Genomic DNA, 26,484 nt, shown 5'->3' on the forward strand with positions numbered 1-26,484 from the left:
AGTCAAATAAATTATGAGTCATCTGAAAAAGAGTAAAACCTTAATCTTTAAGATGTTCTGTTTGTTGTTCTTATTAGTGCAATCGGCGGCAAGTTATGCGCAGTCGATCGTGCGAGGAATGATCAAGGATGAGCAGAATAGTCCTGTTGTGGGAGCTACAGTTAAAGTAAAAGGAAAGAGTCAGACTACGATGTCTGATGAACGGGGAGCTTTTGAAATCCAGGTTGATGCTTTGCCTGCGACACTTCAAGTTCAATTTATTGGCTTCCAAACAAAGGAGGTTCAAGTTAATGGTGCAAATGCGAATACGATTACTCTAATTGCCTCAGAAAATGCGATTGAGGAAGTTATGGTTGTCGCTTATGGTACGCAAAAGAAAAGTACTATGGTGGGATCTGTTTCTCAGATTAAAGGCGATGAAATCAAGAAAACACCAGCTCAAAACATCACCAATACCTTAGCAGGTCGTTTGCCAGGCCTTACAGCTGTACAGCAATCTGGTCGTCCAGGAGCAGATAATTCTTCATTATATGTTCGCGGTATAGGTACTTATGGTTCAAACAGAAGTCCCTTGGTTATTATTGATGATGTGGAAAGACCTTCTTCTACCTTAGCCTACTTAGATCCAAACGAAATTGAGTCTATTTCCGTGTTAAAGGATGCGGTAGCAACTGCTGCCTATGGTGTTCAAGCTGCCAATGGTATTATTATCGTGAAAACCAGAGGTGGTAAAGAATCTAAAGCGAAAGTTTCTTATGACTTCTCTTATAGTATTGGTCAAAATACTCGCTTCCCAAAATTCTTGGATGGTCCAGATTATATGACTTGGTACAATAAAGGGGTTGAAGTAGATAATGATTTCTTAATTAATACAGGTCAAAGTCCAGTTGCGCCTATTTATTCACAAGAATTAATTGACGCCGTACGTAATGGCACCAATACAAATCCATTATTTGGAAATACAGATTGGATTGGAATGCTTGTAGGAAACAACAGCCAATCGCAGCATCACTCTGCTACGATTTCTGGAGGTAATTCCAATACCCAGTATTTTGCAGCGGTGAACCATATGGACCAAGATGGGGTTGTAGCAAATACCAACTTCAAACGCTATAATGTTCGTACGAATTTGAATAGTAACCTGACTGATTATCTATCTGTCGGAGTGAACGTTGGATTACGAAATATGTTGACTAATACGCCTGGTATTTCTCCTGACAATACCGCTTATATGAATCCATTCTATCAAGCAGTACGTACTTTGCCAAACATGCCAATGTTTGCTCCAAATGGTCTTCCAACTTCTTATAATTCAAATGCCGGTTTTGTTAACCCAGTAGCTGCAGTAGAAAATTCTGGTTACCAAAAGTATAATTCCAATGTATTCCAAGGTCAAGCAAACATCACCTTAAAAGTTCCAGGTGTAGAAGGTTTGCAGGCAAAAGTACAGGCAGCATACGATTATAATAACCAAGAAAGTAAATCCTGGTTAACCCCTTATGAAACGATGGGTAGAGGTCGTGATCAAGTAACTGGTGATTATGTTCACTTGACTACATTGCCTGGGATTACCAAAAGCACCCTTCGCCAATCTTATTCGGCGAGTTATAGAAAGACTTTACAAGCAAGTTTAAATTATAATAAGGTTATTGCAACTGATCATAATTTAGCGGTATTGACTTTATATGAATTCTCAGGAGTTAAAGGGAATTTATTCTCTGCTGGTGCATCGAATTTCCCAATTGATATCATTCAAGAAATTGATTATGGCTCAAAGGATCCTATTGATTTTATTTCTCCTACAGGATCTTCTAATGCTGAACAAGCGCGTGCAGGTGTTGTTGCACGTGTAAATTACAGCTACAAAGAGAAATACTTATTAGAAGCAGCTGCACGTTGGGATGCTTCGGCAAACTTTGCTCCGGAGAACCGTTGGAAATCTTTCCCTGGTGTCGGTTTAGGATGGGTTGTGTCTAGTGAGGATTTCTTTGAATCTGTACCAACCATTAACTATTTGAAATTAAAAACCTCTTATGGTAAATCTGGAAACGACCGTGCGCAAGTTGGGTCTTTCCCATACTTAGCAACCTTTGTTCAAAATACAGGACCTGTAGTTGTTATTGATGGCAAGCCTGTACCGGCAATTTACACATCGAATATCCCGAACCCTGGATTGAAATGGGAAGAATCAACTATGTTAAACGTAGGATTTGAATCTTCATTCTTAAACAACAAATTAGGATTTGACTTTGAGTGGTTCTATCGTTATACAACAGGTATTTTAGGTAGTGTTGGTGGGTTATATCCTGCATCCATTGGCGGGTATTATCCAAGTTTGGCCAACATTGGTGAGATGGATAACCGCGGTTTTGATGCACAAATCAAATACAACGATCTATTTGGTGATTTCAAATTGGGTTTAACCGGTAATATCAACTGGTCGAAAAACCGTTATTTAAAATACCAAGAGGCAGATGGAACGCCTTCTTATTTGAGTGTTATTGGTCGTTCAGTTGGAGAGAAAACAGGATTTATCGTCGATGGAATGATCCAAACTTGGGAAGAAGCGAATAATGCGCAATCACCAAGTTCTGGTACTATCGCACCTGGATTCTTCAAGTTCCGTGATCTAAATGGAGATGGTCGTTTAACTCGCGCTGAGGATATGACCTTTATTGGTCGTTCGAATGTTCCAGAATTGACATTCGGATTAAATATTGACTTGGCGTATAAAGGGTTTGATTTCTCTGCTTTATTCCAAGGTGCTGCTTTGGCTGATGTGACGCTAGCGGGTACTTACGAGGGGTCTTCAGGTACTACCGGCGTTGATGATAATACGCCTTTTACCCGTACGTTTTACGGTTTTGGTAACTCGCCATACTTCTTAGTTGAAAACTCTTGGACTCCTGATAATCCGAATGCTGAGTTTCCACGATTGAGCTCATACAAAGGAACGGGTATGTCGGCACATAATGCAAACAAAAACTCTGCATGGATTCGTAAGGGTGATTACTTGCGCTTAAAATCTGTTCAATTAGGTTATACCCTTCCAAGAACTTTGACAGAAAAGGCGAAGATTGAAAACGTTCGCTTATTTGTGACTGGTTCAAATTTATTCACTTGGGATCATTTGAAATACATGGATCCTGAAATGCCAAATGTGAACAATGGATTCTATCCACAACAGAAGATTTATTCATTTGGTCTTAACGTTACTTTTTAATTAGGATTATGAGAAGTTTAAAAGTATTTAAATATGGTGCGGTGGCTTTGTTCTCTTCAGCTTTGTTCAGTATGAGCAGTTGTAGTATCGATGTCGTCCCTCAAGATAGATATGTTGAAGAAAGCATTTGGGCAGACCCTTCAACGGTTGAATTATATGTGAATGGTATGTATGCAGAATTGAAGAAATTTCAATTTGGCTTATTTCCAAACTTAGGTTATGATAATGCCATGGATGCCTTAGCAGATGGTATGAAGTTTACCTCAAATACTCCAGGGAATGGAACGGTAAATATCTTAATTTCCAATGCCAATCAATTCTCGCCAGCTAGTGTAGGTTTGAACTATTGGGGATCAGGATACGATCGTATTCGTCGTGTCAATGAGTTTATCGGTGGTCTTAAAACCAAATCACAATTAAATGATGAAGATAAAGTCAAGTATGAAGCAGAGGCAAGATTTATCCGTGCCTATGCTTACTTCTGGTTAGCGAAGTTGCATGGTTCGGTAATTATTTTCCGAGATATTGAAGCTTATGCAACAAAAGATAACCCAAGATCTAGTGAGGAAGAGGTCTATGATTTCATGTTAGAAGACTTGGATTTTGCTGCGTCAAACTTACCAGTTACGAATAAGAGCGGTCGTGCCGCTAAAGGTGCTGCATATGCACTACAATCAAGAATCGCTTTGTTTGCTGGGTCAATTGCCAAGTATGATCAAAAGCAATTTAATACAGATCCATTGACAGGAATCAAAGCTGCAAGAGCAAATGATTACTTTACCAAGGCTGCTGCCGCTGCACAGGCAACTATTGATCTGGGACAGTATGAATTGGATGCTAATTTTGAATCCATCTTCACAAATAAAAATACGAAAGAAGCTATTTTACGTGTGGACTTTGTTGCTCCTACGATGACACATCAATATGATTTAGGTTATGCACCGCCAAAAGATGCTTTAGGAAATACCTTGGTTTATGGTGTTCCTACTGCAGAATTGGTTGATGAGTTTGAGATGAAAGACGGAAGTAAATTCTCTTGGGACAATCCAGCTCATGCGGCAAATCCATATGCTAATCGTGAGCCTAGATTTTATGCTAGTATCCTTTATAATGGGTCTGCATGGAAGGGAAGAACGATTAACACCAGTACTGCAGATGCAGCAGAGGGTTTTGTACAGTTCGGAGCGCAAGGTGATCCGAAACGTACAGTAACCGGTTATTACACCAAGAAGTTCTTAGATCCAAAGAACACCAATTTTGTGGTTAATAAAAGTACCCAGAGTTGGATTGAACTTAGGTTTGCCGAGGTCTATTTAAACTTGGCAGAGGCTAAAGCACAGTTAGGTGATTTTGCAGGAGCAAGTACTGCTCTGAGTACCTTAAGAGCAAAACGTACATTACCTGCTGTATCCTTACCTAATTTAACAAGAGCAATGGAAATTATAGAGCATGAGCGTAATGTAGAATTAGCTTTTGAAGGACATCGCTTTTGGGATTTAAGACGCTGGAGAAAAGCGCATACTGTACTGAATGCAACCAAAATGACCGGACATAAAATTACACCTAATGGTGCCAATTTTACCTATGAAGTTGTACCAGCTGATGCATCAGATCGTAGCTTCACCGGCAAGTTGTACTACCTGCCTATTCCTGAAGGAGAAGTACAAATCAATTTAGGTTTAACACAAATTCAAGGTTGGTAATTCTTAACCATGGAAATTATGAAAAAATTTAAAAAATATACATGGGCAGGCATGTTCTTAGCCCTGATAGTTGGTTCTTGTCAAAAGCCTGATTATGTAGAGCCAAACGATAAATCCGATATTACCGATTTCTATGCAACTTTGGATGGTTCTGGTCGTTCCAGATTATTCAATAGCCACATCAGTAACGATACGGTCTTTGTAAATATCGATTATTATTATCCTATTGATTCGGATAATGAAGTTGATCTTTCCAAAGTGCTTTTAAAGGCTTCTATACCGGTGGATTCAAAGATTGTACCTTCATTAGATGGTATCAGCGATCTAAGTAAACCCATCAATGTGGAAGTTGTTGCAGGTGATGGATCCTCTAAGAAATATGTGATTGTTGCGAATAAAAAAGGTAACACTGATATTTTTGGTGCACGATTGAATTTCCAAGATCAAGAGGGAGTTCCTCAAGAGGTAGATGCTATTGTGGTAGGTAATGTGGTGAACTTTTCCATTGTACCAGGAACTCAAGTAATCAATCCTAAATTAAGTTATACCTTAAATAAACACGCTGCAGGATCTATTCCAAATGGTACAGCAGTAAACTTGAATCAACCGATTCCATTTACAGTTACATCTGCTGGCGATGCTAAAGAGCAGTATACACTAAAAACTGTTGAGGCAATTAAATTGCCGAAAGGTATTCGGGCAAATTCTGCGAAAATTATGTTCGCTAAGAAATTAAAGGCAGATTTGGGTATTGACGTTGATAATATGACTAGCAGTATTGCGGTATCAGGCAAACATTTGGTATTGAATACGCGTGCAGCAAATAGTGTTTATATCAATGCATTTACAGGAGCTAAAGAAGGTACTATTGAATTAGGAGCTATTAAAGGAAGCCTACGTAATTTCTATAGTACATCTGATGATGCTGGAAATATCTTTATCAATAATTTGGCACCTAATGACGGTGCTGTGTTCAAAATATGGAAAGCAAATTCTGCAACAGCTGCTTTGGTTCCTTTTATTGAATGGAATACAGCTGGCAAAGCAATTGGGCGTAAGGTTTCCATTATTGGTGATGTAAATAAAAACGCCATCATTACCGCACCATTCCATGCTGCCGGTGACAAAACATTTGCACGTTGGCAGGTTATCAATGGAGCGTTAGTATCCAGTACACCTACGGTGGTAACTATTACTGATTATTCCTGGTCGAATAACAACATTGACTTAATTTATACCAACCCTACATCTACTTCCAGTGAATATTATGCGATCGGTTATTCGGATAACCGCTTAGTACGTGTGAATGGTACTACGAACTCTGTTGCTGCTAATTTAGAGAAACTTGATGCAAACTTTATCGCTAATGCGGTGGATTATGCAGAATTCAATAATGGAAAATACGTAGCCTATAATCACATTAACAGTTTTGATTGGGGATCTGCGGATCAAGTTTTCTTAATCGATACAGAAGGTGGTTTCTCTGGAAATCCTTCTCTAAATACTACACCAGGCTTAATATGGTCAGCACCAAAAGGAATATATGGACGTGCTGGTACTATGCAACCATCTAACGCCAATGGAACTGGTGATGTCGTAATGGCCGTATCAGATAACGGTTTTTATCTATACCTGTACTTTATGTTTACCAATGGTTATGTGGTTGGTGTACAGTATGATTGTGTGGATTTGTAGGTAATACTAAACTATTAATAAGCGGGTGGCACTCTTAGTGCTGCCCGATAAAGAATGAACTTATGAAATGGAGATCCCTTATAGCAGCCATGGCAATTTTGGCTTTTGCCGCCTGTAAAAAAGATGGGACAGGTACCCCTGGTCCTGAAAAACCCGATCCAGAACAGCCACCTGTAAATCAGCCGGGAAAACAAGTATTGGTATGGGTAGATGCGCGTTCAAACGTCTTTGGTACTTATGGAAAATTTAGTAGTAAGGATGAGATTGTCAAGATTTTAGATATACTGAAAGACTGTGGTGTGACTGGTTTAGTGATCGATGTCAAGCCTAGTTCAGGATATACCATGTATAAAAGTAACTACGCCAAAGAATTTACCTCTTTGGACGGGAAGGCCAAGCCTGAAGATTATGTAGAATTCCTAATCGCAGAGGCGAAGAAACGTCAAATGAAAGCCTACTTATCCATCGTGACTTTTGTTGAAGGAGATGGTTCGCGTAAGATTGGACATAGTTTTGATAATGCTGATTTTAAAGAAAAATACGAGTCTATTGTGGTGAAAAACACCCAAGGACAAATCGGTAGGATATCTGAAACAGGAAAAAACATCTTTGTAAACCCTGCCCAACCCGTTGTACAGGAGCGTGTACTCAACATGATTAAAGAGATTGCCGGAAAGTTTGACTTGGATGGATTAATGTTGGATTATGCTCGTTATACGGATATAAATGCTGACTTCTCCGAGTTCAGTAAACAACAGTTTATTACTTTCCTAAAAGAGAAATATCAGGATGCTCAAGCGGATAAAATCAATTTCCCAACGGATATCGTAACTTCTTGGAAAGAACAATCTGGTCAACTATTACCAAATGTAGTTGGGAAATACTATAAGCATTGGTTGGTTTACAGAACTACGGTAATTCAGGACTTTGTAAAGAAGGCTCGTCTTGCAGTAAAATACGTAAAACCTGATGCCAAATTTGGTGCCTATGTAGGTGCTTGGTACACTACATATTACCAAGTCGGAGTTAACTGGGCTAGTAAAGATTATGATCCCTTCCAAGACTTTGAATTACGATTTGATTGGGGATTCCCAGGATACGGTGCTACTGGCTATTTCGAAGAGCTAGACTTGCTGATGACAGGTAATTATTTCACACAGATTCGCTTGGCAGATAATCCGGCTACGGCAAATTTAAAATACCATTGGTGGAGCATTGAAGGATCTCTAAATGGTATTGATTACATCACGAAAGGAAAACGTCCTATCTATGGAAGTATCGACGTTGGGAATGTTAATTATGCCAACAAAGCAGAAATCAGTAAGGCAATTAAATACATCCTTTCTAGAACCTCTGGTGGAGTCATGCTATTTGACGTCGTTCATATGTATGCCCCACAATATAACATGCTGAAACAAGAATTATTTGATGCCGTAAAAGACGGTGTAAAAAATTAATATTTAAATGAGATTTTTAACTGCTTTCATACTATTTAGTCTTTTATTTACTTCCTGCGCTGTTAAAAAACAGCAAGTTAAGGAGGAGAAACCATTTGTGGATAGAAATATTCTTTGGTTTGATGCGACAGCTAACTTTGATCGCTTCTGTCATAAGGATTCCATTGACTATTACCTTCGTAAATCCAAAGAGGTTGGAATTACCGATGTTGTTGTGGATGTCAAACCAATTACTGGTGAGGTGCTATACCCAAGTAAAATTGCACCTGTAATGACCTCATGGGGAGAATCGAAAACTAAAAAAGATCTTTCATGGGATATGCTTTCTTATTTCATTGAGCAAGGCCATAAATTAGGATTAAAGATTCATGCCTCCACAAATGTATTTGTCGCTGGCCACAACTTCTTTGATAGAGGCGTAGTCTATGATGATCCTAGTAAATTCCACTGGAGAACAACCTCTTATTTGCCAGAAGGAATGAAATCCATTACGGAACAAAAGAATAAGTACTCCGCCATGATAAATCCTGTTCTGAAAGAAGTACGTGAATACGAACTTTCTATTCTAAAGGAATTGGTGAGTATGTATCCGAAATTGGATGGGGTGATCCTGGATCGCGTGCGTTTTGATAATTTAAATGCTGATTTTTCAGAACACAGTAAAAAACAGTTTGAAGCTTACCTAGGAAAATCGATTACTAATTTCCCTGCAGATATTTATTCTTTCGAAGGGAAAGTTAGAAAAGATGGTCCCCTATTTAAAGAATGGTTGACTTGGAGAGCTAAAATTATTCACGACTTTATTTATGAAGCTAGAGCAGCGTTAAAAGGGATTAATCCGAAGTTGGTGTTTGGCGATTATACCGGTTCTTGGTACCCATTATACTATGATGTAGGAGTGAACTTTGCAAGTAAGGATTATGACCCTTCCAAAGAGTTTGATTGGGCTTCAGCTGACTATAAAAACTATGGATATGCAGAAGCATTAGACCTATTTACTACGGGTAATTATTATCTCGAAGTAGAGAAGTCTGAAATCCTAAAGAAGTCGGAAGAGAAGGCATTGGAATCAGGTCTTAAGGTAGCTCAAGAAGAATGGTACACCGTAGAAGGTTCAGCTAAATTGGTGAATCGGGTAACTATGGGAAAGACTCCAGTATATGCCGGATTATATGTAGAGCAATATAAAGGACATCCCGAGCAATTTATAAAGGCCCTACAAATGTGTCGGGAAAAGTCTGAAGGTTCCATGATTTTTGATATTGTCCATATCATTAATTATGGCTGGTGGGATCAAGTAAAAGAAGGTTTAAAGAAATAATAAAAAAAATATGTTTAAGAGATTTATTGCATTAGTTGCTATTCCTTTTTTGTGTCATCAAGTTGCGATTGCACAGAACAATATGTCTGCGGTTTCCAAAATTCTTAAGAATGCAAAAGAAGGTGAAGTTGTTATATTAAAAGACTTCTTAAAGCCTGATTTTAAAAAGATCGCTTATAAACAAAGTATTAGTCCCGGTCCTCAGTTCTTAATTTCGGATGACCCAGAGTATATCCGTATCCCCGAGGCTATCGCTATGCAGGAGCAAGTAGCTCCAGGAGCTGTCCGCTTATATGTTTACAATGTGAATGGCGTGAAAGAACCCAATCAGATCCCTAGAAAAATCAATGCGGTAATTAAAAACTTGGGTAAAGAGAACTTGCATTTAAGGATGTTGAAGTACTCTTCACAAGCACCAAGTACAAATTACTTCAAAGTAGGTAAACAAGGTTTGGAGGATTTCTTTAAATCCGAAGAGAGCAATCATGTCAAAGTAATCAAACCTGGAGAGGTAGTTCCAATTGATGATAAAATGGAACAACAAATTGCGAAGTATGATGAATTGGTGCATGGTTTTTATGAATTTGTAGTTGATCAACCAGCGTTAATTTCAGTGGTACAAACAGCTCCTGAAAACAATACAGCTGAAGCCTTTAATAAAATTGATACTATTATTCCATTTAGTCATGTGAATGCAGGTCGTGGAATCTTCCCTGTATCGAACTATACTATCGTTAGTAAAGACACCTTGGATACGAAATCTGGAGTTCAACAATTAATTGTTGCTGATGGACAAGATGATCCTTGGATTACAGGTACTATTGGCGCGGATAAGCAAGATGCTAAGAATGCTGGGAATTATGGTGTGTTATACAACACAAAATTGAAATGGAAAAGTACCGATGGTAAAGGATTAGCTTTGATTACATGGAATAGCCGATCAGCTGACAATCAATGGTGTGGCGGAATGGGCTTGACAATGGAATTGTTTGATGCGCAGGGTAAAAAGTCCGTAAATCAATATCCTTCCAATCAATTGGTCACTAAAGCTGCTCCTGAAGCAATTTTGATTAAGATCTATAAGCCAGATCCCAAAAAAGAAGTTCAAGAGATTGATTTCACCTATTCTCCTCCAGGAGCATCGTGTTTACCAACTCCATTGATCTTGGTACCTATTGATTTAAAATAATTTAAAGAATTCAAATGGCTATCTGTGTAAAACTCGAAGCAAGAGGTAGTACAGATAGCCAATAAATCGCATAGACCTAACAACAGTGAACGAAAAGACCTTGAAATACCGTAACCTTAGTATTGACTTTTTACGTGGCTTAGCTATCGTAGGAATGGTCTTGGCAGCTGTTATTCCATGGTCTCATGTGTTTCCCGGATGGATGTACCATGCCCAAATTGCACCTCCTGACTTTAAGTTTAATCCTGATAAGCCAGGTATTACTTGGGTAGATTTAGTGTTTCCTTTTTTCTTGTTTTCTATGGGAGCAGCATTCCCATTTGCCTTGAAAAAGTTGCTGGACAATAAACAATTCAAACAAATAGGTCAGATTATTATCCGGAGAGGCTTTCTTTTAGTCGTTTTTGCAATTGCATTAGCTTACCTAACGCCAGAAAATTTGACAGCTTCAAAGCCAATTAATTATTTGACTTCATTAACTGCCTTTGCTGCTTTCTTTTTGTTGTTTATGCGTTTTGAAGGTAGTCAATTAAAGAAGTATGCATTACAAGGTTCAGGATTAATCTTATTGATTATTCTGACATATTACCACAGCGAAATTATTGGAAATACTTTTAATAAAGCGAAAAGTAATATCATCATCTTGGTGCTAGCTAATATGGCCGTATTTGGAACTATTGGATGGCTATTGTCAGCCAATAATCTTTATTTAAGGATTGCGCTGATGTTGGCTTTTATGGGGATATGGTTTACTAAGGATATTCCAGGTAGCTGGACTGCCAATATTTGGAATTTCCATCCGAAACTTCACTGGTTCTATAATTTTGCTTACTTAAAATACTTATGTATTGTTTTGCCAGGGTCTATTTTAGGTGATTTTATATGGAAACACAAGCATCTTTTTCAATCACCATTCTCCAATTATGAAAAGAAACAAAGTGCACTTTTAGCTATTCTCTCACTGGCATTTGTAGCAGTCCATGTTATTTGTTTATATGCGCGATGGTTTGGTGCAGATTTAATTGCACATGTTTTATTTATAATCTTGTTCTATTGGTTATTAAGAAATGAAAAGGAAGGAAAATTAGCATTCTATAAACAATTGGTATTTGCTGGGATGTTATTTACCACCGTAGGTTTGTTTTTTGAGCCCCTAGATGGTGGAATTAAGAAAGACCCATCTTCCTTTAGTTATTGGTTTATTACCAGTGGTTTGGCTTTTATATTTTATTTGACTTGTGATTATGTGAGCACCTTTTGGAAAGATAATTTTCTGATTAGAGCATTTATACGCTGTGGCCAAAATCCAATGATTGCATATTGTGTTTCAGCATTCTTTATTACCCCAGTTTTGGGATTGAGCTATATACTTCCTTGGTTAGATCAATTGGCTAATATTAGCCCTTACTTAGGTTTAATCAGGACACTTGTGTTTATTACCTTAATGATTGTAATTACAAACTACTGTAGTAAGAGACAGTGGTTTTGGAGATCTTAAGGAAAATAAAATTTACTATTTAAAACAAAATAATATGAAACTTAAACTGTTTGGATTACTCATGATGGGCTTCTGTATGCAAGAGCTTAAAGCTCAGGTTGCAGTAGATAGCAATTATGTGTTTTCAGGTTATACCGATAGACTTAATTTTTTCCAGAAAATGCCTGTTAAAAAAGGGGCTACTATTTTTCTGGGAGATAGCTTAACAGAAGCTGGTCGATGGGAGGATATTGCTCCGGATCTTACCATTCTTAACCGCGGTATTAGTGGTGATATTTCATTTGGCGTAATTGCTAGATTAGACGAAGTCCTTAGACATCAGCCAAAGAAAATATTCCTAATGATTGGAGTCAATGACTTAAAAAGAAATGTGCCTGCATCATTCATCCTGGAAAATTACAAACGTATAATCACTAAGATTCAGAAAGATTCTCCAAAAACTAAGATATACCTCAGCAGTCTATTACCCATTAATGAAAGTAAATTGATTGAGGCTTTTAAACAATTAAAGAACGCTGACCTTCAACATATCAATTCAGAACTAAGAAAGTTAAGTCAATCCTATAAACAAGTGACATTTGTTGACTTACATCCGGTTTTAGCTGATGATAATGGGCAATTAAAAGCAGACTTAACCCCTGATGGTATACACTTGGAAGTTGCTGCTTATGTTCCTTATATACAATATTTGAGAAGTAAAAAATACCTATAAGCTATGAAATCAAGTTTAACCGTTTTAATTGCTATGCTGCTATCCTTGCCAGTTTTAGCTCAAGAAAATAAAGATTTGTCCAGAGATAGTTCGTACAATAACTGGTATTATGCTTCTCGTGAAAAATTGTATCAAGGCTTAAAAGATACAAAAGTGGATTTTGTATTCTTTGGAAATAGCATTACTGAGCGAGGACCTTGGCACGAATTAATAACTGGTAAAAATAAAATTGCGAATAGAGGAATTGGTGGTGATAATACCTTTGGAATGAAAGCCCGTATTAGCGATGTTGTTAAAACTAAACCTAAAAAGCTTTTCCTAATGATGGGAATAAATGATATCGGAAGAGGTTTGCCCACCGAATGGACCCTGAAAAATTATGAGGAGATGATTCAGCTTGTTAAGCAAATCAGCCCTAAAACTAAAATCTACATTCAAAGTTCCTTGCCATTAAATGAAAAGGTGTTGAAATATGATTATTTGATGGGCAAGGCAGATAAAATTAATGCCTTAAATACGGGATTACAGAATTTAGCAAAAGCCTATAGCTTAACCTATATTGACCTAACTCAGGTACTAGGTAATGGAAATACTCTTATAGAAGAATATACTGGAGATGGCATACACCTGAATACAGAAGGATATATTCGTTGGGTGTCTTATTTAAAAGCTAATAACTATTTAAAATGAAAATTACAGGGACATTTATTGACGAAATAAGTCACGATATACCTCATCAGAATTGGGGAAGAGAGGAGTGGGATAGAGACTTTCAACACATGAAATCTGTAGGCATTGATACTGTCATTATGATTCGTAGTGGTTATAGGAACTTTATCACTTATCCATCAACATTTTTGCAATCTCAATATGGTTGTTATGAACCACCAGTTGACCTGGTAGCGATGTTTCTTCAATTGGCGGAGAAGCATGGCTTGAAATTCTATTTCGGATTATACGATAGTGGCAAGTATTGGGATACAGGGATTATGCAGCATGAGATAGATGCTAATCGCTATGTGATTGATGAAGTGTGGTCCAAATATGGTCATTATTCAAGTTTCGCAGGATGGTATTTAAGCATGGAGATTAGCCGTAAAACCAAAGGTGCAGCAACAGCTTTCCGAGTTCTTGGCGAGCAATGTAAAGGCGTAAGTAATAACCTCCCTACGCTTATTTCTCCTTGGATAGATGGAAAGAAAGCCGTGATGGCTTCTTCTTCTAATTTGTCAAAGGCAGATGTGGTTTCACTTCAGGAACATGAGCGGGAATGGGATGAAATATTTCAGGAAATCCATCATGCTGTAGATGCCGTTGCTTTCCAAGATGGTCATATCGATTACCATGAATTGGAAGACTTCTTCGCTGTCAATAAGACATTAGCCGATCGATATGGTATGTCCTGTTGGACAAATGCTGAATCCTTTGATCGCGATATGCCTATTAAATTCTTGCCAATCAAATTTGAAAAATTACGACTGAAATTAGAAGCTGCGCGTAAGGCAGGATATGATAAGGCTATTACCTTCGAATTCTCTCATTTTATGAGCCCACAGTCTGCGTATTTACAGGCTGGACATTTATTTAACCGATACAAAGAATATATAGACAATTTGAAATAAGCAAAAGATATGATGGATGTTGTGAATAAATATAAACAGGAATTGCTGCAGAATGTCCTTCCTTTTTGGACAAAAAATTCTAACGATAAGGAATTTGGAGGATATTTTACCTGTTTAGATCGTGAAGGCCAAGTATTCGATACAGATAAATTTATGTGGTTACAGGGTCGTCAAATCTGGACCATGTCTTCCATGTACCATGCCGTAGAGAACAATGATACCTGGAAGGAAATGGCCATTCAGGGTGCTGACTTTATTTTGAAACATGGACAAGACCCTCAAGGCGATTGGTATTTCTCTTTAGACCGCTCTGGGAAACCGCTTGTTCAAGCTTATAATATTTTTTCCGATTGCTTTGCCAGTATGGGCTTAGGGGCATTGTATAAAATCGAGAAAAATGATCAATATGCAGAAATTGCGCATCAAACCTTTAATAGGATTTTAGATCGTCGGGAAAACCCAAAAGGAAAATACAATAAGCAGTTCCCAAATACTCGGAATTTAAAAGGCTTTTCCCTTCCAATGATATTAAGTAATCTAGCTTTAGAATTAGAACACATCATTGATAAGAAAACAGTAGACACCCTAATCGATGAGGTTATCCATGAGGTGATGGATGTCTTTTTCCAAGAAGATACTGGCTTAATCATGGAGAGTGTCAATTTGGATGGTAGTTTCTCGGATACATTTGAAGGTCGGTTAGTTAACCCTGGGCACATTATTGAAGCCATGTGGTTTATGATGGATCTCGCTGCACGACGTCATGATATGAAGTTAATGGATCAATGTGTGGATATTGCACTCCGTGCGCTAAACTATGGATGGGATGAACAATATGGTGGAATTCTATATTTCAAGGATATACTAGATAAGCCTTTACTTCAATTGGAATGGGATCAGAAGCTTTGGTGGGTACATTTAGAAGCACTGGTGTGTATGGCAAAAGGTTATGCCTATACAGGTAGACAGGAATGTAAAGACTGGTTTGAAAAGTTAGATGCTTATACTTTCCTTCGATTCAGCGATCCTCAATATGGTGAATGGTACGGTTATTTAACAAGACAAGGAACACCATTAAACACTTTAAAAGGAGGAAAGTGGAAAGGTTGTTTCCATGTGCCTCGAGCTTTGTACAAGGTTTATAATGCGCTGGAACAAATTGAGAACCTGAGCACAATTAAATAATTAAACAATACGAGAGTTTATAAAAAGCAAATCTCCTTGAGTATTATCTCAAGGAGATTTGCTTTTTATATTTTATTGGTGTCTTACTGATAATCCCCTTCTAAAACTGCATTTTCAATCCCAAGGTAACACCCGTTCCTTGAGGTAGAATTACTTGCTGCGATATTGGTTGGACTTTCAATGCTTTCCGACGATTTTTACCTGCTGTAACATAAAATGGAACACTTACTAAGGAGACCACGGAACCTCCAGTTATTCCCAAAATTGCTACTGCCATGGTACTAGTTAAGCGAATTACATCACTTTGAACATTATTAGGAGATGGAATAGCACTATCGAGCGCAATCGCGGATACCCCAACGAAAATACAAGACCCACCAATAATCAAGAGCTTATTTCCCTTCTTTTTAGAATAAGAAGCTTTTTCCATATACTGCTTGTAAAGCGTGGAATCTGCGGCCTGTGGATGGCCTTTAAGGGAAAGTAAGGTAAAACATGTTACCATTAAAATAATTAATAGAAATGGTTGGTTAGTGTTTTTGAATTTCATGTTGGTTTCTTTAATGATATATTATTTTAATTATTTTCTATTGTTTTGCGAAAATAAATAATAGACTGTTAAAAGAAAGTTAATTTGCTAATAATATTTCATTAACCTGTGATTAGTATTTATTGTATATAGAAATTCAAATTGGAGCAGTGTTAACCAGTAAGAGCGTTTGGAGGTATTTTGGATAATATTTGCTGTACCCAGTAATTAGTATTTAATATAAATCCCTTGGACGATTTATACGCCATACTAATTACCAAATACGGTTCCTCAGTGGTAGATGAGGGTCAACACGTTTTAAAATTCAGTGAATTCTTCCGTGTCCGTTCTTTTCCTGCTGCTAATACCCAAAAGACTGTATAGCGGACAGTAACCTATTACACTCGTTAATACAAAAACTACCGCTATAACCAATAGCACAATAGCAAGTGTACCTGAGATGACATTCATAAAATACAATACCGCAATAGCCAAAGCTAAAATGACGCGTATTGTCCTATCAACTGTTCCCATGTTCTTTTTCATAGCTCGATTTATTAGGTGATTACGGATACAAATGTCTACTATTAAAAAGAAATAGTTGGTGACTTTTGTCACATAAGGAAATAATTTCTAATTAATCTCTATTTTATTTCTGAATAGTTTCAGTATTCCACGCTGTTCAAATAGTTTGAGTAATCGAGAGATTACCTCTCTGGAAGTGGAAAGCTCGTTTGCTATTTCCTGATGTGTCATATTTAAGCTTTTGGAACCCGTTATTTTTGTTTTTTCTGTCAGGTAATCCAATAATCGTTCGTCTATTTTTTTAAAGGCTACCTTATCTAAGGTGTTAATGACTTCTTCAAATCGTTGATCCATGGTTCTTAAGACAAACATTCGCCAGCTGGGATACATGTCATACCAACGCCTAGCTAAGGACGAGGGGATCGCTATCAGCTCGACATCATCCTCCGTAATGGCTTTTATGCTGGCTAGTTTATCCATTAATAAAGTCGACAAAGAAACGGCACAAGTTTCACCAGAACGGATATAATAAATAAACAATTCATGGCCATCTTCATCCTGTCGAATGACCTTCATGCTCCCTTTGAGTAAGAAAGGAATTACTTTGATGTATTTTTGAGGTTCTACGACAAGTTGCCCAGCTGGAATCTGCATCAATTGCCCAGCTTGTTCAAACTCCTCCCGAAGTCCTGCTTCCAACAGGAAATCAAATTTCTCCGAAATCATCTGTGTATAAATTAGTTAATGTAATCTTAGCCTAATTTAACTTATAGATTTTTCTTTACCCATAAAATCAGACCTTTTATGCTTATCCTCCTCTTTTATACAATCCAACAGCTATTTAGGTTCGCTTATTTGTCACAAAATCCCTCTTGCCATTATCTTAATTTCTTAGTAGCTTTAGTGCATGCCCTTAATAAACAAGCATATCTGGCGGTATTATTTGCCCATTCTCTATATCAATATTGTCCTTACTTTATTGTTCGGCCTAATGGGAGAATTTGGCTATTTGGCATTTACCCCCTTTCTTTTTGCTACTGTGGGATTTTTTGGTGCTCTGGGATTAGTTCTTCTCTTTGAGAAAAATAGTATCTATATGTACTATAACCTAGGACTATCCAGACGACGACTAATTCTATCCTCTTTGTTAATAAATTTCCTGATCGCTGTGCTTTTATACTTATTCGTTTATTATGGGTTTACACGAAGCACATAAGGATACTTTAGCAGAAAAGGAATTGTTTGTCGATTCTGTGGAGTTCTGTTATTCAGGGCAAAGGTCCTTGCTGACTGGTGGATATTTGGTTTTAAAAGTAGGGCAGGTTCTAGGTTTTTTAGGTCGAAACGGAACTGGAAAATCCACCTTCATGAAAATTGTATTCGGATCTTTAAGGGCACAATTTGCTTATATCCGGGTCAATGGTGTCAAGGTAAAATGTGCTTATGCTACCAAAGAAGTCTGCTTATTGCCGCAAGACAGTTTTCTACCAACCGCGAAGAAAGTGAAGACCATGATTAACTTTATGTTGAATGATCAGGCAATTCGTGAAGAAATATATACGGATGAAATCATCAAACCTATCCTGAATAATAAAATTGCTGATCTATCTGGAGGTGAATTACGCTATTTGGAAATCCTTTTATTATTAAATCAAAAGGCTACTTTCATACTTTTGGATGAACCCTTTACCGGATTATCGCCCGTCCTTAAAGAGAAAATCCAAGAACAAATCCGCAAATTAAAGGATCGTAAAGGAATAATGGTTTCTGACCACGATTATATGAATGTTCTAGAGGTGAGCAATCAGTTGTTATTATTGGAGAATGGCGGCTGCAGAAAGATTGAGAAAAAGGAAGATTTGGAGCTGTTTTATCTCCCTGAAGGAACATTTGATAAGCCATCGGATAAATCGCCCGCTTAAATCGCATAATTCCTATATTTGTTAAGCATTAAAAAAACTCTATACATGTCTACTATATTAATTAAACATGCTCAAGTCGTAAATGAGGGCGAGCAGCGTGCCTTGGATATTCTGATTAAAGATGGTCGTATCGAAAAAATTGCCGGTACTATAGACCAAAAAGCAGATCAGGAAATCAATGCCGAAGGCTTGCACCTTTTTCCGGGTCTTATTGATGATCAAGTACACTTTCGTGAGCCTGGATTAACCTATAAAGCTGATATTTTTACAGAAAGCCGAGCTGCAGTTGCAGGGGGTACTACTTCCTTTATGGAAATGCCCAACACGGTACCAAACACCCTAACACAAAAGCTCCTTCAAGATAAATACGATATCGCTCAAGATACTTCCTTGGCAAACTATTCCTTCTTTATGGGAGCAGCAAACGATAACCTGGAAGAGGTATTGAAAACCAATCCTCGAGATGTCTGTGGGATAAAAGTATTTATGGGCTCATCTACCGGAAATATGTTGGTAGACAATGAAAAAGCTTTAGAGGCAATTTTTAGTCAAGCGCCTACACTGATTGCTACCCATTGTGAGGATGAAGCAACTATACAGGCTAATTTAGCAGCTTACAAAGCTAAATATGGTGATGAGGTTACTATTGAAATGCACCCCTTGATCCGTTCCGAAGAAGCTTGTTATCTATCGTCTTCCAAAGCGGTAGAACTGGCTAAAAAGAATAATACTCGTTTGCACATATTGCATATTTCCACAGCTAAGGAGATTGCTTTATTCCGTAATGATATTCCGTTAGAGGAAAAACGCATCACCGCCGAAGCGTGTATACACCACCTTTGGTTCTCAGATGCTGACTATAAAACAAAGGGGAACTTCATTAAGTGGAACCCTGCCGTGAAAACTGCCAATGACCGTGATGCAATCTTAAAAGCAGTTTTAGATGGCCATATCGATGTTATAGCAACAGATCATGCTCCCCATACTTTCGAGGAGAAGTCACAACCCTATCTTCAAGCTCCATCAGGAGGACCTTTGGTGCAGCATGCACTACAGGCATTGTTGGACATGGTGAAAGAAGGTAAAATGACCTTGGAACAATTGGTGCAAAAGTCTGCACATAACACAGCACGATTATTTCAAATTGAACAACGTGGATTTATTCGCGAAGGTTATTGGGCTGATTTAGTTTTGGTCGATCTAAATAAACCTTATACCGTTACTAAGGATAATATTCTATCTAAATGTTGTTGGTCTCCTTTTGAAAACCATACTTTTTCATCTACCATTGAACATACATTTGTATCTGGTAATCTGGCTTACTCGAATGGGAAAATCCTAGAAGTAGGTTCAGGTCATCGTTTACTTTTTAACCGATAAATTATGAATAAACGTTCTTTTATAAAATCCTTAGGATTGGGACTGGCGAGTATTCCAGTTTTTGGTCAGGGGGAAGCGCTGGCAATGTCCGGTCAAGTAACATCTTTATTGAAAGGCAAGGTATTAAAAGCTGGTGATACTATCGGTATTATCACACCTGCTTCCGCTTTACCCGATGAAGAGTCTATTACTATTTGCAAGGAGGTATTGACTTATTTTGGCTTTCAGGTCAAGGAGGGGAAATACATCCGCGAACGCTATGGTAATTTAGCTGGTACGGATGATCAGCGCCTGGAAGACCTTCATGCCATGTTTGCTGACAAAGGCGTAGCTGGTATCCTGTGTATCCGTGGTGGTGCTGGGGCTTCTCGTTTATTACACCGGATCGATTACAATATGGTAGCTAAAAACCCGAAAGTGTTATTGGGATATAGTGATATAACCGCCTTGATTATGGCGTTTCAAGCTAAAATAGGACTGGTAACTTTCCATGGTCCTGTGGGTACAAGTACTTGGAGCAATTATGTAGCCAATGGTTTTAAGGAACAATTGATGGAGAACAAGTTGGTTACTTTCCAAAATCCGGATAAAAAAGGAGATAATGTAGTCACTTATAAGGACCGCATTACAACGCTTCATCCTGGTGTTGTGGAAGGGAAATTGTTAGGTGGTAACTTAACTTTGATTTCAGGCCTTTGTGGTTCACCTTATCTTCCAGACTTTAAGGACAGCATCTTGTTCTTGGAAGAAGTTAGTGAATCGCCTGAAAAAGTAGATCGAATGTTCTGCCAATTGATGAATGCAGGTATCTTGAAACAAATCAAGGGATTTGTATTCGGAAAATGTACCGACTGTAACCCATCTGCAGGATTTGGATCACTTAACCTCGATCAAATATTACGCGATTATATTAAACCATTAGGCATCCCTGCATATTCAGGAGCAGTAATTGGACATATTGCCGATCAATTCTTATTGCCGGTGGGGGTGAAGGTACGGATGGATGCCAATAAAGGCACAATAGAATTCTTAGAAAAAGCGTTAGTATAATATGAAAATAGCCCTTCTTTCCCTCGGTTTACTTGCCGCGACTACATGTAGCAATCCTTTTAATTCGGGTTCTAAAGCCATCACAGGCATGCAATTGGATACTGCCAAATGGAATGCCATGCATGAGCAATACAAAGAGCAAGCGCTTTTCCATCGCCGCTTTAAGCACAAAGATGTGGATTCCTTGATTCAAGTGCACCAAGGAAATAAACTGTTTCAAGTTAGCCAGATCGGTAAGTCGGTAGAAGGCAGAGCCATCTATGAATTGGAATATGGGAAAGGGGATAAAAAAGTAATGCTATGGTCGCAGATGCACGGGGATGAACCGACTGCAACGATGGCTTTATTTGACATTTTCAACTTCTTGGAAGGAAAGGGTGATGGCTATGATAGTATCCGAAATCTGTTGCATGATAAATTGAATCTTCATTTTATTCCGATGTTAAATCCAGATGGTGCAGAACGTTATATGCGACGCAATGCACAGAGTATTGATTTAAATCGGGATGCTCGTGCTGGACAGACGGTTGAGGGGGCATTACTTCGTTCCAGAGCTAAAGCCGTAAATCCGCGCTATGGATTTAATTTACACGATCAGAATATCTACTACAATGTTCCCGGGACTAAGAACCCAGTGAGTATTTCCTTATTGGCACCGGCATTCAATACCGAAAGGGATATCAACGATATCCGTGAAGGTGCTATGCAAATTATTGTTGGAATGAATGGTATCCTACAAAAGTACATACCTGATGCGGTTGCTAAATACGATGATACATACACGCCGAGAGGCTTTGGAGATAATTTCCAGTCTTGGGATGCCAGTACAGTGCTCATTGAGTCCGGAGGCCTAAAAGGCGATCCGGAGAAGCAGAAAATCCGTAAACTTAATTTTATTATCATCCTCAATGCCTTAATTCAAATTGCTGAAGGCAGTTATGAACAGTATGATGCGAAGGGATATGAGGAGATTCCATTTAATGCCAGTCAGCTTCATGATGTCATGATACGTGGTCTTGAGTTTGGATCTGATTCGATCTCCTTAAAAAGTGATATTGCTATCCGTAGGGGCGAGACTACGGTCGATCGCGATTATTTTATTCGCGGTCGAGTAGAAGATATCGGAGACTTGCAAGAATCTTACGGATATGATGAGGTACAAGCTGATGGAATGAAGTTTATTATTGGGAAAATAGCACCTCAACCTGTTGATTCTCTTAAGAACATAACCAAAGAAATGGCTTATGACCTATTGAAGAAAGGATATATGGGCGTACAAGTGAAAGGCTTGGCAGCAGGGCAAGCTAATAGTTTGCATAATTTACCGATCCATGTTTTTGCTGGAAATAGCTTCGCTACAACACCAGTCATTGACCTGGGAGGAACAGCAAACTTTTACATTGGCGATAAAGCAGGAAATCTGAAATATGCCATTTTAAATGGTTATTTGATCGATCTTTCTAAACCGCTTTCCGAAATCCCAGAATTAAAAAATAGGGTTCAGTAAGGAAGTTTGATGTCATATCGTCTTTAGACTGTTGTATTTTGTCTAAAGGATAAGAAATTTAGGACTATCAGTATTAACTGCATAGTCCTTTTTTTTAGCGGTCGATGCATTCATCGATCGCACTAAAAAATTACAGCACTTACAACTCAGAGCGAAGCGAAGAGTCTCATCTCTCCCCTCCAAAAACCGTGTCATCTTGAGGCTTGCCGAAAGAACTTCATACTATGCAAATCAGAAATGGTCAATATATTTGGTTTAATATAAGCGGTCGAAGCATGCTTCGACCCTACAGTTATTTTGTCTAGAAACAATAAAATCACGAATGTTTGTAGGGGCGATGCATGCATCGCCCGTTCAATACCTAACTTTATGTCTTTCCACCTTCCACCTTTACCTTAAAACGGGTGGTATTACCTAGACAGTTTTGAGTTTCTTTATCTTCGATAAAGAATGACGTGGACTTGAGAGAGAGGAAACATAGACTCTTCGTGTTGCTCAGAGTTGGAAGTGCCGAATTTAATATCTCGCTATTAGGTCTAAATTCACATCGAATATACATTCAGAACCTTAACACTTAAAGACTTAACCCACCATAGGTCTAACTACTAACTACTCCATACAAATTACTATCAAACAGGGGTTTGCTAGGGATTTGCTAGGGGTTTGCTAGGGGGTGGATTCGAGAACCCTTCGGATCTCCTTCGGAACTTGTTCGGATCTCCTTCGGATCTCGTTCGGTTCTGACCGAACGAGATCCGAACAAGATCCTTATGAAATCCTAAGAAATTCCATTAGAGTCTCGAAGCAATATGGAGCTTGATAGGTAGTTGATACGAAGGAAATATGGACAGAATAAGATCCCATTTAATTGTTTAGCTAGGTAAGGGGTCTTTTAAAAAGTAAAAAGCCTAGTTTCTATTTTGAACGATAGAAACTAGGCTTTTAAATAACTATATCTTCAAATAGGAGGTATCCTATTTTTGGTACATTTTCAAGAATTTCTGCAGTTTAGGGGCGATGACCACTTGACAGAATTGATTTTGTGGATTTAGATTGAAATAGTCATGATGGTATCCTTCGGCTTCCCAGAAAGTCACAGCAGGTTCTATTGCAGTTACTATAGGGCTGTCATATACTTTTGCTTCTTCTAAGGCCTGAATAAAGGCCTCTGTTTCCTGTTTTTGTTCTTCGCTATGGTAGAATACCACGGAGCGGTATTGCGTCCCTACATCGGCTCCCTGACGGTTTAGTGTGGTTGGGTCATGTGTCTTGAAAAACACTTCCAATAAGTCTTGGAAAGTTACTTGTGTTTCATCGTAATAAATATCGATCACTTCCACGTGTCCAGTAGCACCGGAGCAGACTTGCTCATAGGTTGGGTTTTCACGTTGTCCGCCCATATAACCAGGAATCACCTTCTCTACGCCTTTAGTATGTTGAAAGATTACTTCTGTACACCAGAAGCAACCTCCACCGAATGTTGCTTTCATCTATTTTACTGTTCTTGTTTATTGCAAATTTACGAAGAAAAAATTTTAGCCTTTCTTCACTGGGTAATGGAATTTCCCTTTTTCGATAAGATCCTGTTTATCGGTATGGCATACAGCAAAGGTAAATCCATCTTGAAGTGCATAAGAACCATATTGTCCATCCTTGTTCAAGGCTAAGAAACCCACCTGTATATCCTTTGCGATATCAGGTTTCTTTTTCACGATACGCAAAACCGCCTCTTTACAAGCATCCTCCGGGCTATAACCCTGACGCATAAGCTCTACTACCAGAAAACTACCTACCGTACGAATCACTTCTTCACCAACTCCGGTAGAGGTTGCTCCGCCTACCTCATTGTCTACATAAAGTCCAGCACCGATAATCGGGCTGTCACCAACACGACCATGCATTTTAAAAGCCATTCCACTGGTGGTACAAGCACCTGAAAGGTTGCCATTGGCATCCAAGGCAAGCATACCGATGGTATCGTGGTTATATTGGTTGCCGGGAAGTTTTTCCGTAGCAAAAGATTTGTTTTCAATATTCATTACTGGCTTATAATTCTTTTCTTTCAGCCATTCTTTCCATGCTTTTTCAGACGATTCAATAAGCAAGTTTTCAGCTTTAAAGCCATTTTCCAAGGCAAATTGTTTTGCACCTTCACCGACTAGCATCACATGAGGCGTACGTTCCATGACCATACGTGCTACGGAGATGGGGTGGGCAATATCTTCCATGGCAGCCACAGAACCACAATTTCCTAATTCATCCATGATGCAGGCATCTAAAGTCACATGACCATCTCGATCGGGATAACCACCTTTACCCACCGTAGGATTGCTCAGGTCTGCTTCGGCGACTTTCACACCCTTCTCGACAGCATCCAAAGATCGACCGTTTTTACCTAAAATTTCCCACGCCGCTCTATTCGCCGCAACACCAAAATCCCAAGTAGAAATGACAATCGGTTTGCGGATAGGACCGTTGCTTGTATTCTTGTTGTCACAAGAAATAGCCGTGCTAAGTGCCGAGATGCTTGCCGCACCTACAATACTTTGTTTGATAAATTTTCGTCTTGAATGCATAGTATTTGCAATATTAGTAATAGATAACGCTTTTTCAAAAAGCCTAAGAATAGCTTGTGTGCATGATTTTGCGTAATCTAATTTGAAAAACGGTAAAAAAATGCTTACTTGCGTGGAATAGCCAGCATCTTTATGCATCTTTACCTAATTTAGGACATTCAAAACAGTAAAAATGAACTTAAAAATTACCGCATTATTTTGTTTCATGCTAGGCATACAACAAGTTAGTCAGGCGCAAACGGACTCCACACTGTATAAAAAAGTGGAAAAAATCGTTTCGGAAGCTAAGCAAAAATATGCGCCTGATAAACGTACTAAGATTGTTGCATTGGTTCAGGCAGACGCAAAGAACAATCAGTATGTCATTGAATCTACCGAGGCTGAGGCAAGTCAATTCTTGAACAAACAATTGAAAGGGTTGAAAGCCAAGGTCAACATCAAAAATCTTCCTGACACATCGGTATCAGATAAGATTTATGGTGTCATTAACATGTCTGTTGCCAATATGCGTACGCAGCCGGGTAATGCCTCTGAAATGGCTACCCAATCCTTATTGGGAACTCAGGTGGATATATTGCAGAAAGATCGTGGAGAATACCGCGTAAGAACACCAGAAGGCTATATTTCTTATGTTCCTGCATCTTCGGTTGTTGCCATGAATAAGCAAGAAATTGCCGATTGGAAAGCCAATAAGAAATTGATTTATACCCAAGAATTTGGAAAGTCATATTCGCAGGCTGATCAGAAAAGCATGCGTGTATCTGATTTGGTGTATGGCGATATCCTTGCATTAAAAGGAGAATCAGCTGCTTTTTATCAGGTAGAATATCCTGATAAACGTCAGGCATTTATTCCAAAAGAGGAAGCCTTGACCTTTGAACAATGGTTGTCTTCGCGTGATCTGACATCGGAAAATGTGTTGGCAAGTGCGAAAACCATGATGGGATTACCTTATTTATGGGGAGGAACATCAGTAAAAGGAGTAGATTGTTCTGGTTTTACCAAGACCGCCTATTACATGAATGGGGTGGTTATACCGCGAGACGCTTCCCAACAAGTATTGGCAGGAGATAAGATTGATATCCTGGATAAGGATGGTCATTTTGATTCGGAGAAAGCATTAAAGAATTTGAAACCTGCAGATTTGTTGTTTTTTGCATCAGGTAAAAACAGCAATCCGAATGCGCGTGTTACGCACGTAGCATTATACATTGGCAATGGAGAATTTATACATGCAGCAGGTACCGTTCGTATTAATTCAATGTTGAAAAACGCGCAGAATTACGATGATTTCCAAACGAGAACCGTTGTTGCTGCACGTCGCTACATTGGAGCTAAGGATACACAGATACAAGCCGTAAAAGATAACGCCTACTATAAAAAGTAATAC

21 protein-coding genes are annotated in these 26,484 nt (G+C 38.5%); 16 read left to right on the plus strand and 5 right to left on the minus strand.

Annotated elements, in window-relative coordinates:
- Nucleotides 1-13: 13 nt before the first annotated feature.
- The 11 genes from ACP6L2_RS11215 to ACP6L2_RS11265 all read left to right on the plus strand — a co-directional run bounded on the left by ACP6L2_RS11215 (nucleotide 14) and on the right by ACP6L2_RS11265 (nucleotide 15,605).
- Nucleotides 14-3,223 (plus strand): SusC/RagA family TonB-linked outer membrane protein, encoded by a 3,210-nt coding sequence (locus ACP6L2_RS11215; protein ID WP_440509277.1) that lies wholly within the window; start codon nucleotides 14-16, stop codon nucleotides 3,221-3,223.
- A gap of 8 nt (nucleotides 3,224-3,231) precedes the next feature.
- Nucleotides 3,232-4,926, plus strand: a complete 1,695-nt coding sequence (locus ACP6L2_RS11220; RefSeq protein ID WP_440509279.1) for a RagB/SusD family nutrient uptake outer membrane protein — start codon at nucleotides 3,232-3,234, stop codon at nucleotides 4,924-4,926.
- A gap of 18 nt (nucleotides 4,927-4,944) precedes the next feature.
- Nucleotides 4,945-6,621, plus strand: a complete 1,677-nt coding sequence (locus tag ACP6L2_RS11225) for a DUF5018 domain-containing protein (RefSeq protein WP_440509281.1) — start codon at nucleotides 4,945-4,947, stop codon at nucleotides 6,619-6,621.
- 62 nt (nucleotides 6,622-6,683) lie between these two features.
- Complete coding sequence (locus ACP6L2_RS11230; protein WP_440509283.1) at nucleotides 6,684-8,078, plus strand: alpha amylase family protein; 1,395 nt, start codon at nucleotides 6,684-6,686, stop codon at nucleotides 8,076-8,078.
- Nucleotides 8,079-8,085: 7 nt separating this feature from the next.
- A complete protein-coding gene (locus tag ACP6L2_RS11235; RefSeq protein WP_440509284.1) occupies nucleotides 8,086-9,399 on the plus strand; it encodes an alpha amylase family protein in 1,314 nt (437 codons plus the stop codon).
- 10 nt (nucleotides 9,400-9,409) lie between these two features.
- On the plus strand, nucleotides 9,410-10,588 hold the full coding sequence (locus ACP6L2_RS11240) for a copper amine oxidase (RefSeq protein WP_440509286.1): 1,179 nt from the start codon (nucleotides 9,410-9,412) through the stop codon (nucleotides 10,586-10,588).
- Nucleotides 10,589-10,673: 85 nt separating this feature from the next.
- Complete coding sequence (locus ACP6L2_RS11245; RefSeq protein ID WP_440509288.1) at nucleotides 10,674-12,086, plus strand: DUF5009 domain-containing protein; 1,413 nt, start codon at nucleotides 10,674-10,676, stop codon at nucleotides 12,084-12,086.
- A 34-nt stretch (nucleotides 12,087-12,120) separates the two neighbouring features.
- Nucleotides 12,121-12,798: a GDSL-type esterase/lipase family protein gene (locus tag ACP6L2_RS11250; RefSeq protein ID WP_440509290.1), complete on the plus strand. Its 678-nt coding sequence runs from the start codon at nucleotides 12,121-12,123 to the stop codon at nucleotides 12,796-12,798.
- A gap of 3 nt (nucleotides 12,799-12,801) precedes the next feature.
- The gene (locus ACP6L2_RS11255) at nucleotides 12,802-13,488 is read left to right on the plus strand and encodes a GDSL-type esterase/lipase family protein (protein ID WP_440509292.1); all 687 of its coding nucleotides are present in this window, start codon (nucleotides 12,802-12,804) and stop codon (nucleotides 13,486-13,488) included.
- A complete protein-coding gene (locus tag ACP6L2_RS11260; protein WP_440509294.1) occupies nucleotides 13,485-14,420 on the plus strand; it encodes a DUF4434 domain-containing protein in 936 nt (311 codons plus the stop codon). Before ACP6L2_RS11255 ends, ACP6L2_RS11260 begins: the two co-directional genes overlap by 4 nt.
- A 9-nt stretch (nucleotides 14,421-14,429) precedes the next feature.
- Entirely contained in the window at nucleotides 14,430-15,605 is a 1,176-nt protein-coding gene (locus ACP6L2_RS11265; RefSeq protein ID WP_440509295.1) for an AGE family epimerase/isomerase, read from the plus strand.
- A gap of 100 nt (nucleotides 15,606-15,705) precedes the next feature.
- On the opposite strand, the gene ACP6L2_RS11270 is transcribed toward ACP6L2_RS11265, so the two are convergent.
- From ACP6L2_RS11270 to ACP6L2_RS11280, 3 genes are all read right to left on the minus strand, one after another.
- Nucleotides 15,706-16,155 carry a hypothetical protein gene (locus tag ACP6L2_RS11270; protein ID WP_440509297.1) on the minus strand — a complete coding sequence of 150 codons (450 nt, stop codon included), beginning with the start codon at nucleotides 16,153-16,155 and terminating at the stop codon, nucleotides 15,706-15,708.
- A gap of 297 nt (nucleotides 16,156-16,452) precedes the next feature.
- Complete coding sequence (locus ACP6L2_RS11275) at nucleotides 16,453-16,680, minus strand: YgaP family membrane protein (RefSeq protein ID WP_440509299.1); 228 nt, start codon at nucleotides 16,678-16,680, stop codon at nucleotides 16,453-16,455.
- An 87-nt stretch (nucleotides 16,681-16,767) separates the two neighbouring features.
- Nucleotides 16,768-17,385 (minus strand): Crp/Fnr family transcriptional regulator, encoded by a 618-nt coding sequence (locus ACP6L2_RS11280; protein ID WP_440509301.1) that lies wholly within the window; start codon nucleotides 17,383-17,385, stop codon nucleotides 16,768-16,770.
- Nucleotides 17,386-17,852: 467 nt separating this feature from the next.
- On the opposite strand from ACP6L2_RS11280, the gene ACP6L2_RS11285 reads away from it, so the two are divergent.
- Genes ACP6L2_RS11285 through ACP6L2_RS11300 form a run of 4 tightly spaced genes read left to right on the plus strand, consistent with a single transcriptional unit; the run spans nucleotide 17,853 to nucleotide 22,518 of the window.
- Nucleotides 17,853-18,581 (plus strand): ATP-binding cassette domain-containing protein, encoded by a 729-nt coding sequence (locus tag ACP6L2_RS11285; protein WP_440509303.1) that lies wholly within the window; start codon nucleotides 17,853-17,855, stop codon nucleotides 18,579-18,581.
- A 45-nt stretch (nucleotides 18,582-18,626) separates the two neighbouring features.
- Entirely contained in the window at nucleotides 18,627-19,961 is a 1,335-nt protein-coding gene (locus ACP6L2_RS11290) for a dihydroorotase (RefSeq protein ID WP_440509305.1), read from the plus strand.
- A gap of 3 nt (nucleotides 19,962-19,964) precedes the next feature.
- Nucleotides 19,965-21,011 carry a S66 peptidase family protein gene (locus tag ACP6L2_RS11295; RefSeq protein ID WP_440509307.1) on the plus strand — a complete coding sequence of 349 codons (1,047 nt, stop codon included), beginning with the start codon at nucleotides 19,965-19,967 and terminating at the stop codon, nucleotides 21,009-21,011.
- Between the two features lies 1 nt (nucleotide 21,012).
- A complete protein-coding gene (locus ACP6L2_RS11300; protein WP_440509309.1) occupies nucleotides 21,013-22,518 on the plus strand; it encodes a M14 family zinc carboxypeptidase in 1,506 nt (501 codons plus the stop codon).
- A 974-nt stretch (nucleotides 22,519-23,492) separates the two neighbouring features.
- On the opposite strand, the gene msrA is transcribed toward ACP6L2_RS11300, so the two are convergent.
- A complete protein-coding gene (gene msrA / locus ACP6L2_RS11305; RefSeq protein WP_440509311.1) occupies nucleotides 23,493-24,008 on the minus strand; it encodes a peptide-methionine (S)-S-oxide reductase MsrA in 516 nt (171 codons plus the stop codon).
- Nucleotides 24,009-24,053: 45 nt separating this feature from the next.
- Entirely contained in the window at nucleotides 24,054-25,094 is a 1,041-nt protein-coding gene (locus tag ACP6L2_RS11310) for a N(4)-(beta-N-acetylglucosaminyl)-L-asparaginase (protein ID WP_440509313.1), read from the minus strand.
- Between the two features lie 172 nt (nucleotides 25,095-25,266).
- Here ACP6L2_RS11310 and ACP6L2_RS11315 point away from each other — a divergent pair, with 172 nt between their 5' ends.
- On the plus strand, nucleotides 25,267-26,481 hold the full coding sequence (locus tag ACP6L2_RS11315) for a C40 family peptidase (protein WP_440509315.1): 1,215 nt from the start codon (nucleotides 25,267-25,269) through the stop codon (nucleotides 26,479-26,481).
- Nucleotides 26,482-26,484: the final 3 nt, after the last annotated feature.

The sequence above is a fragment of the Sphingobacterium lactis genome, from assembly GCF_051951495.1.
GTDB classification, from domain to species: Bacteria; Bacteroidota; Bacteroidia; order Sphingobacteriales; family Sphingobacteriaceae; genus Sphingobacterium; species Sphingobacterium lactis_A.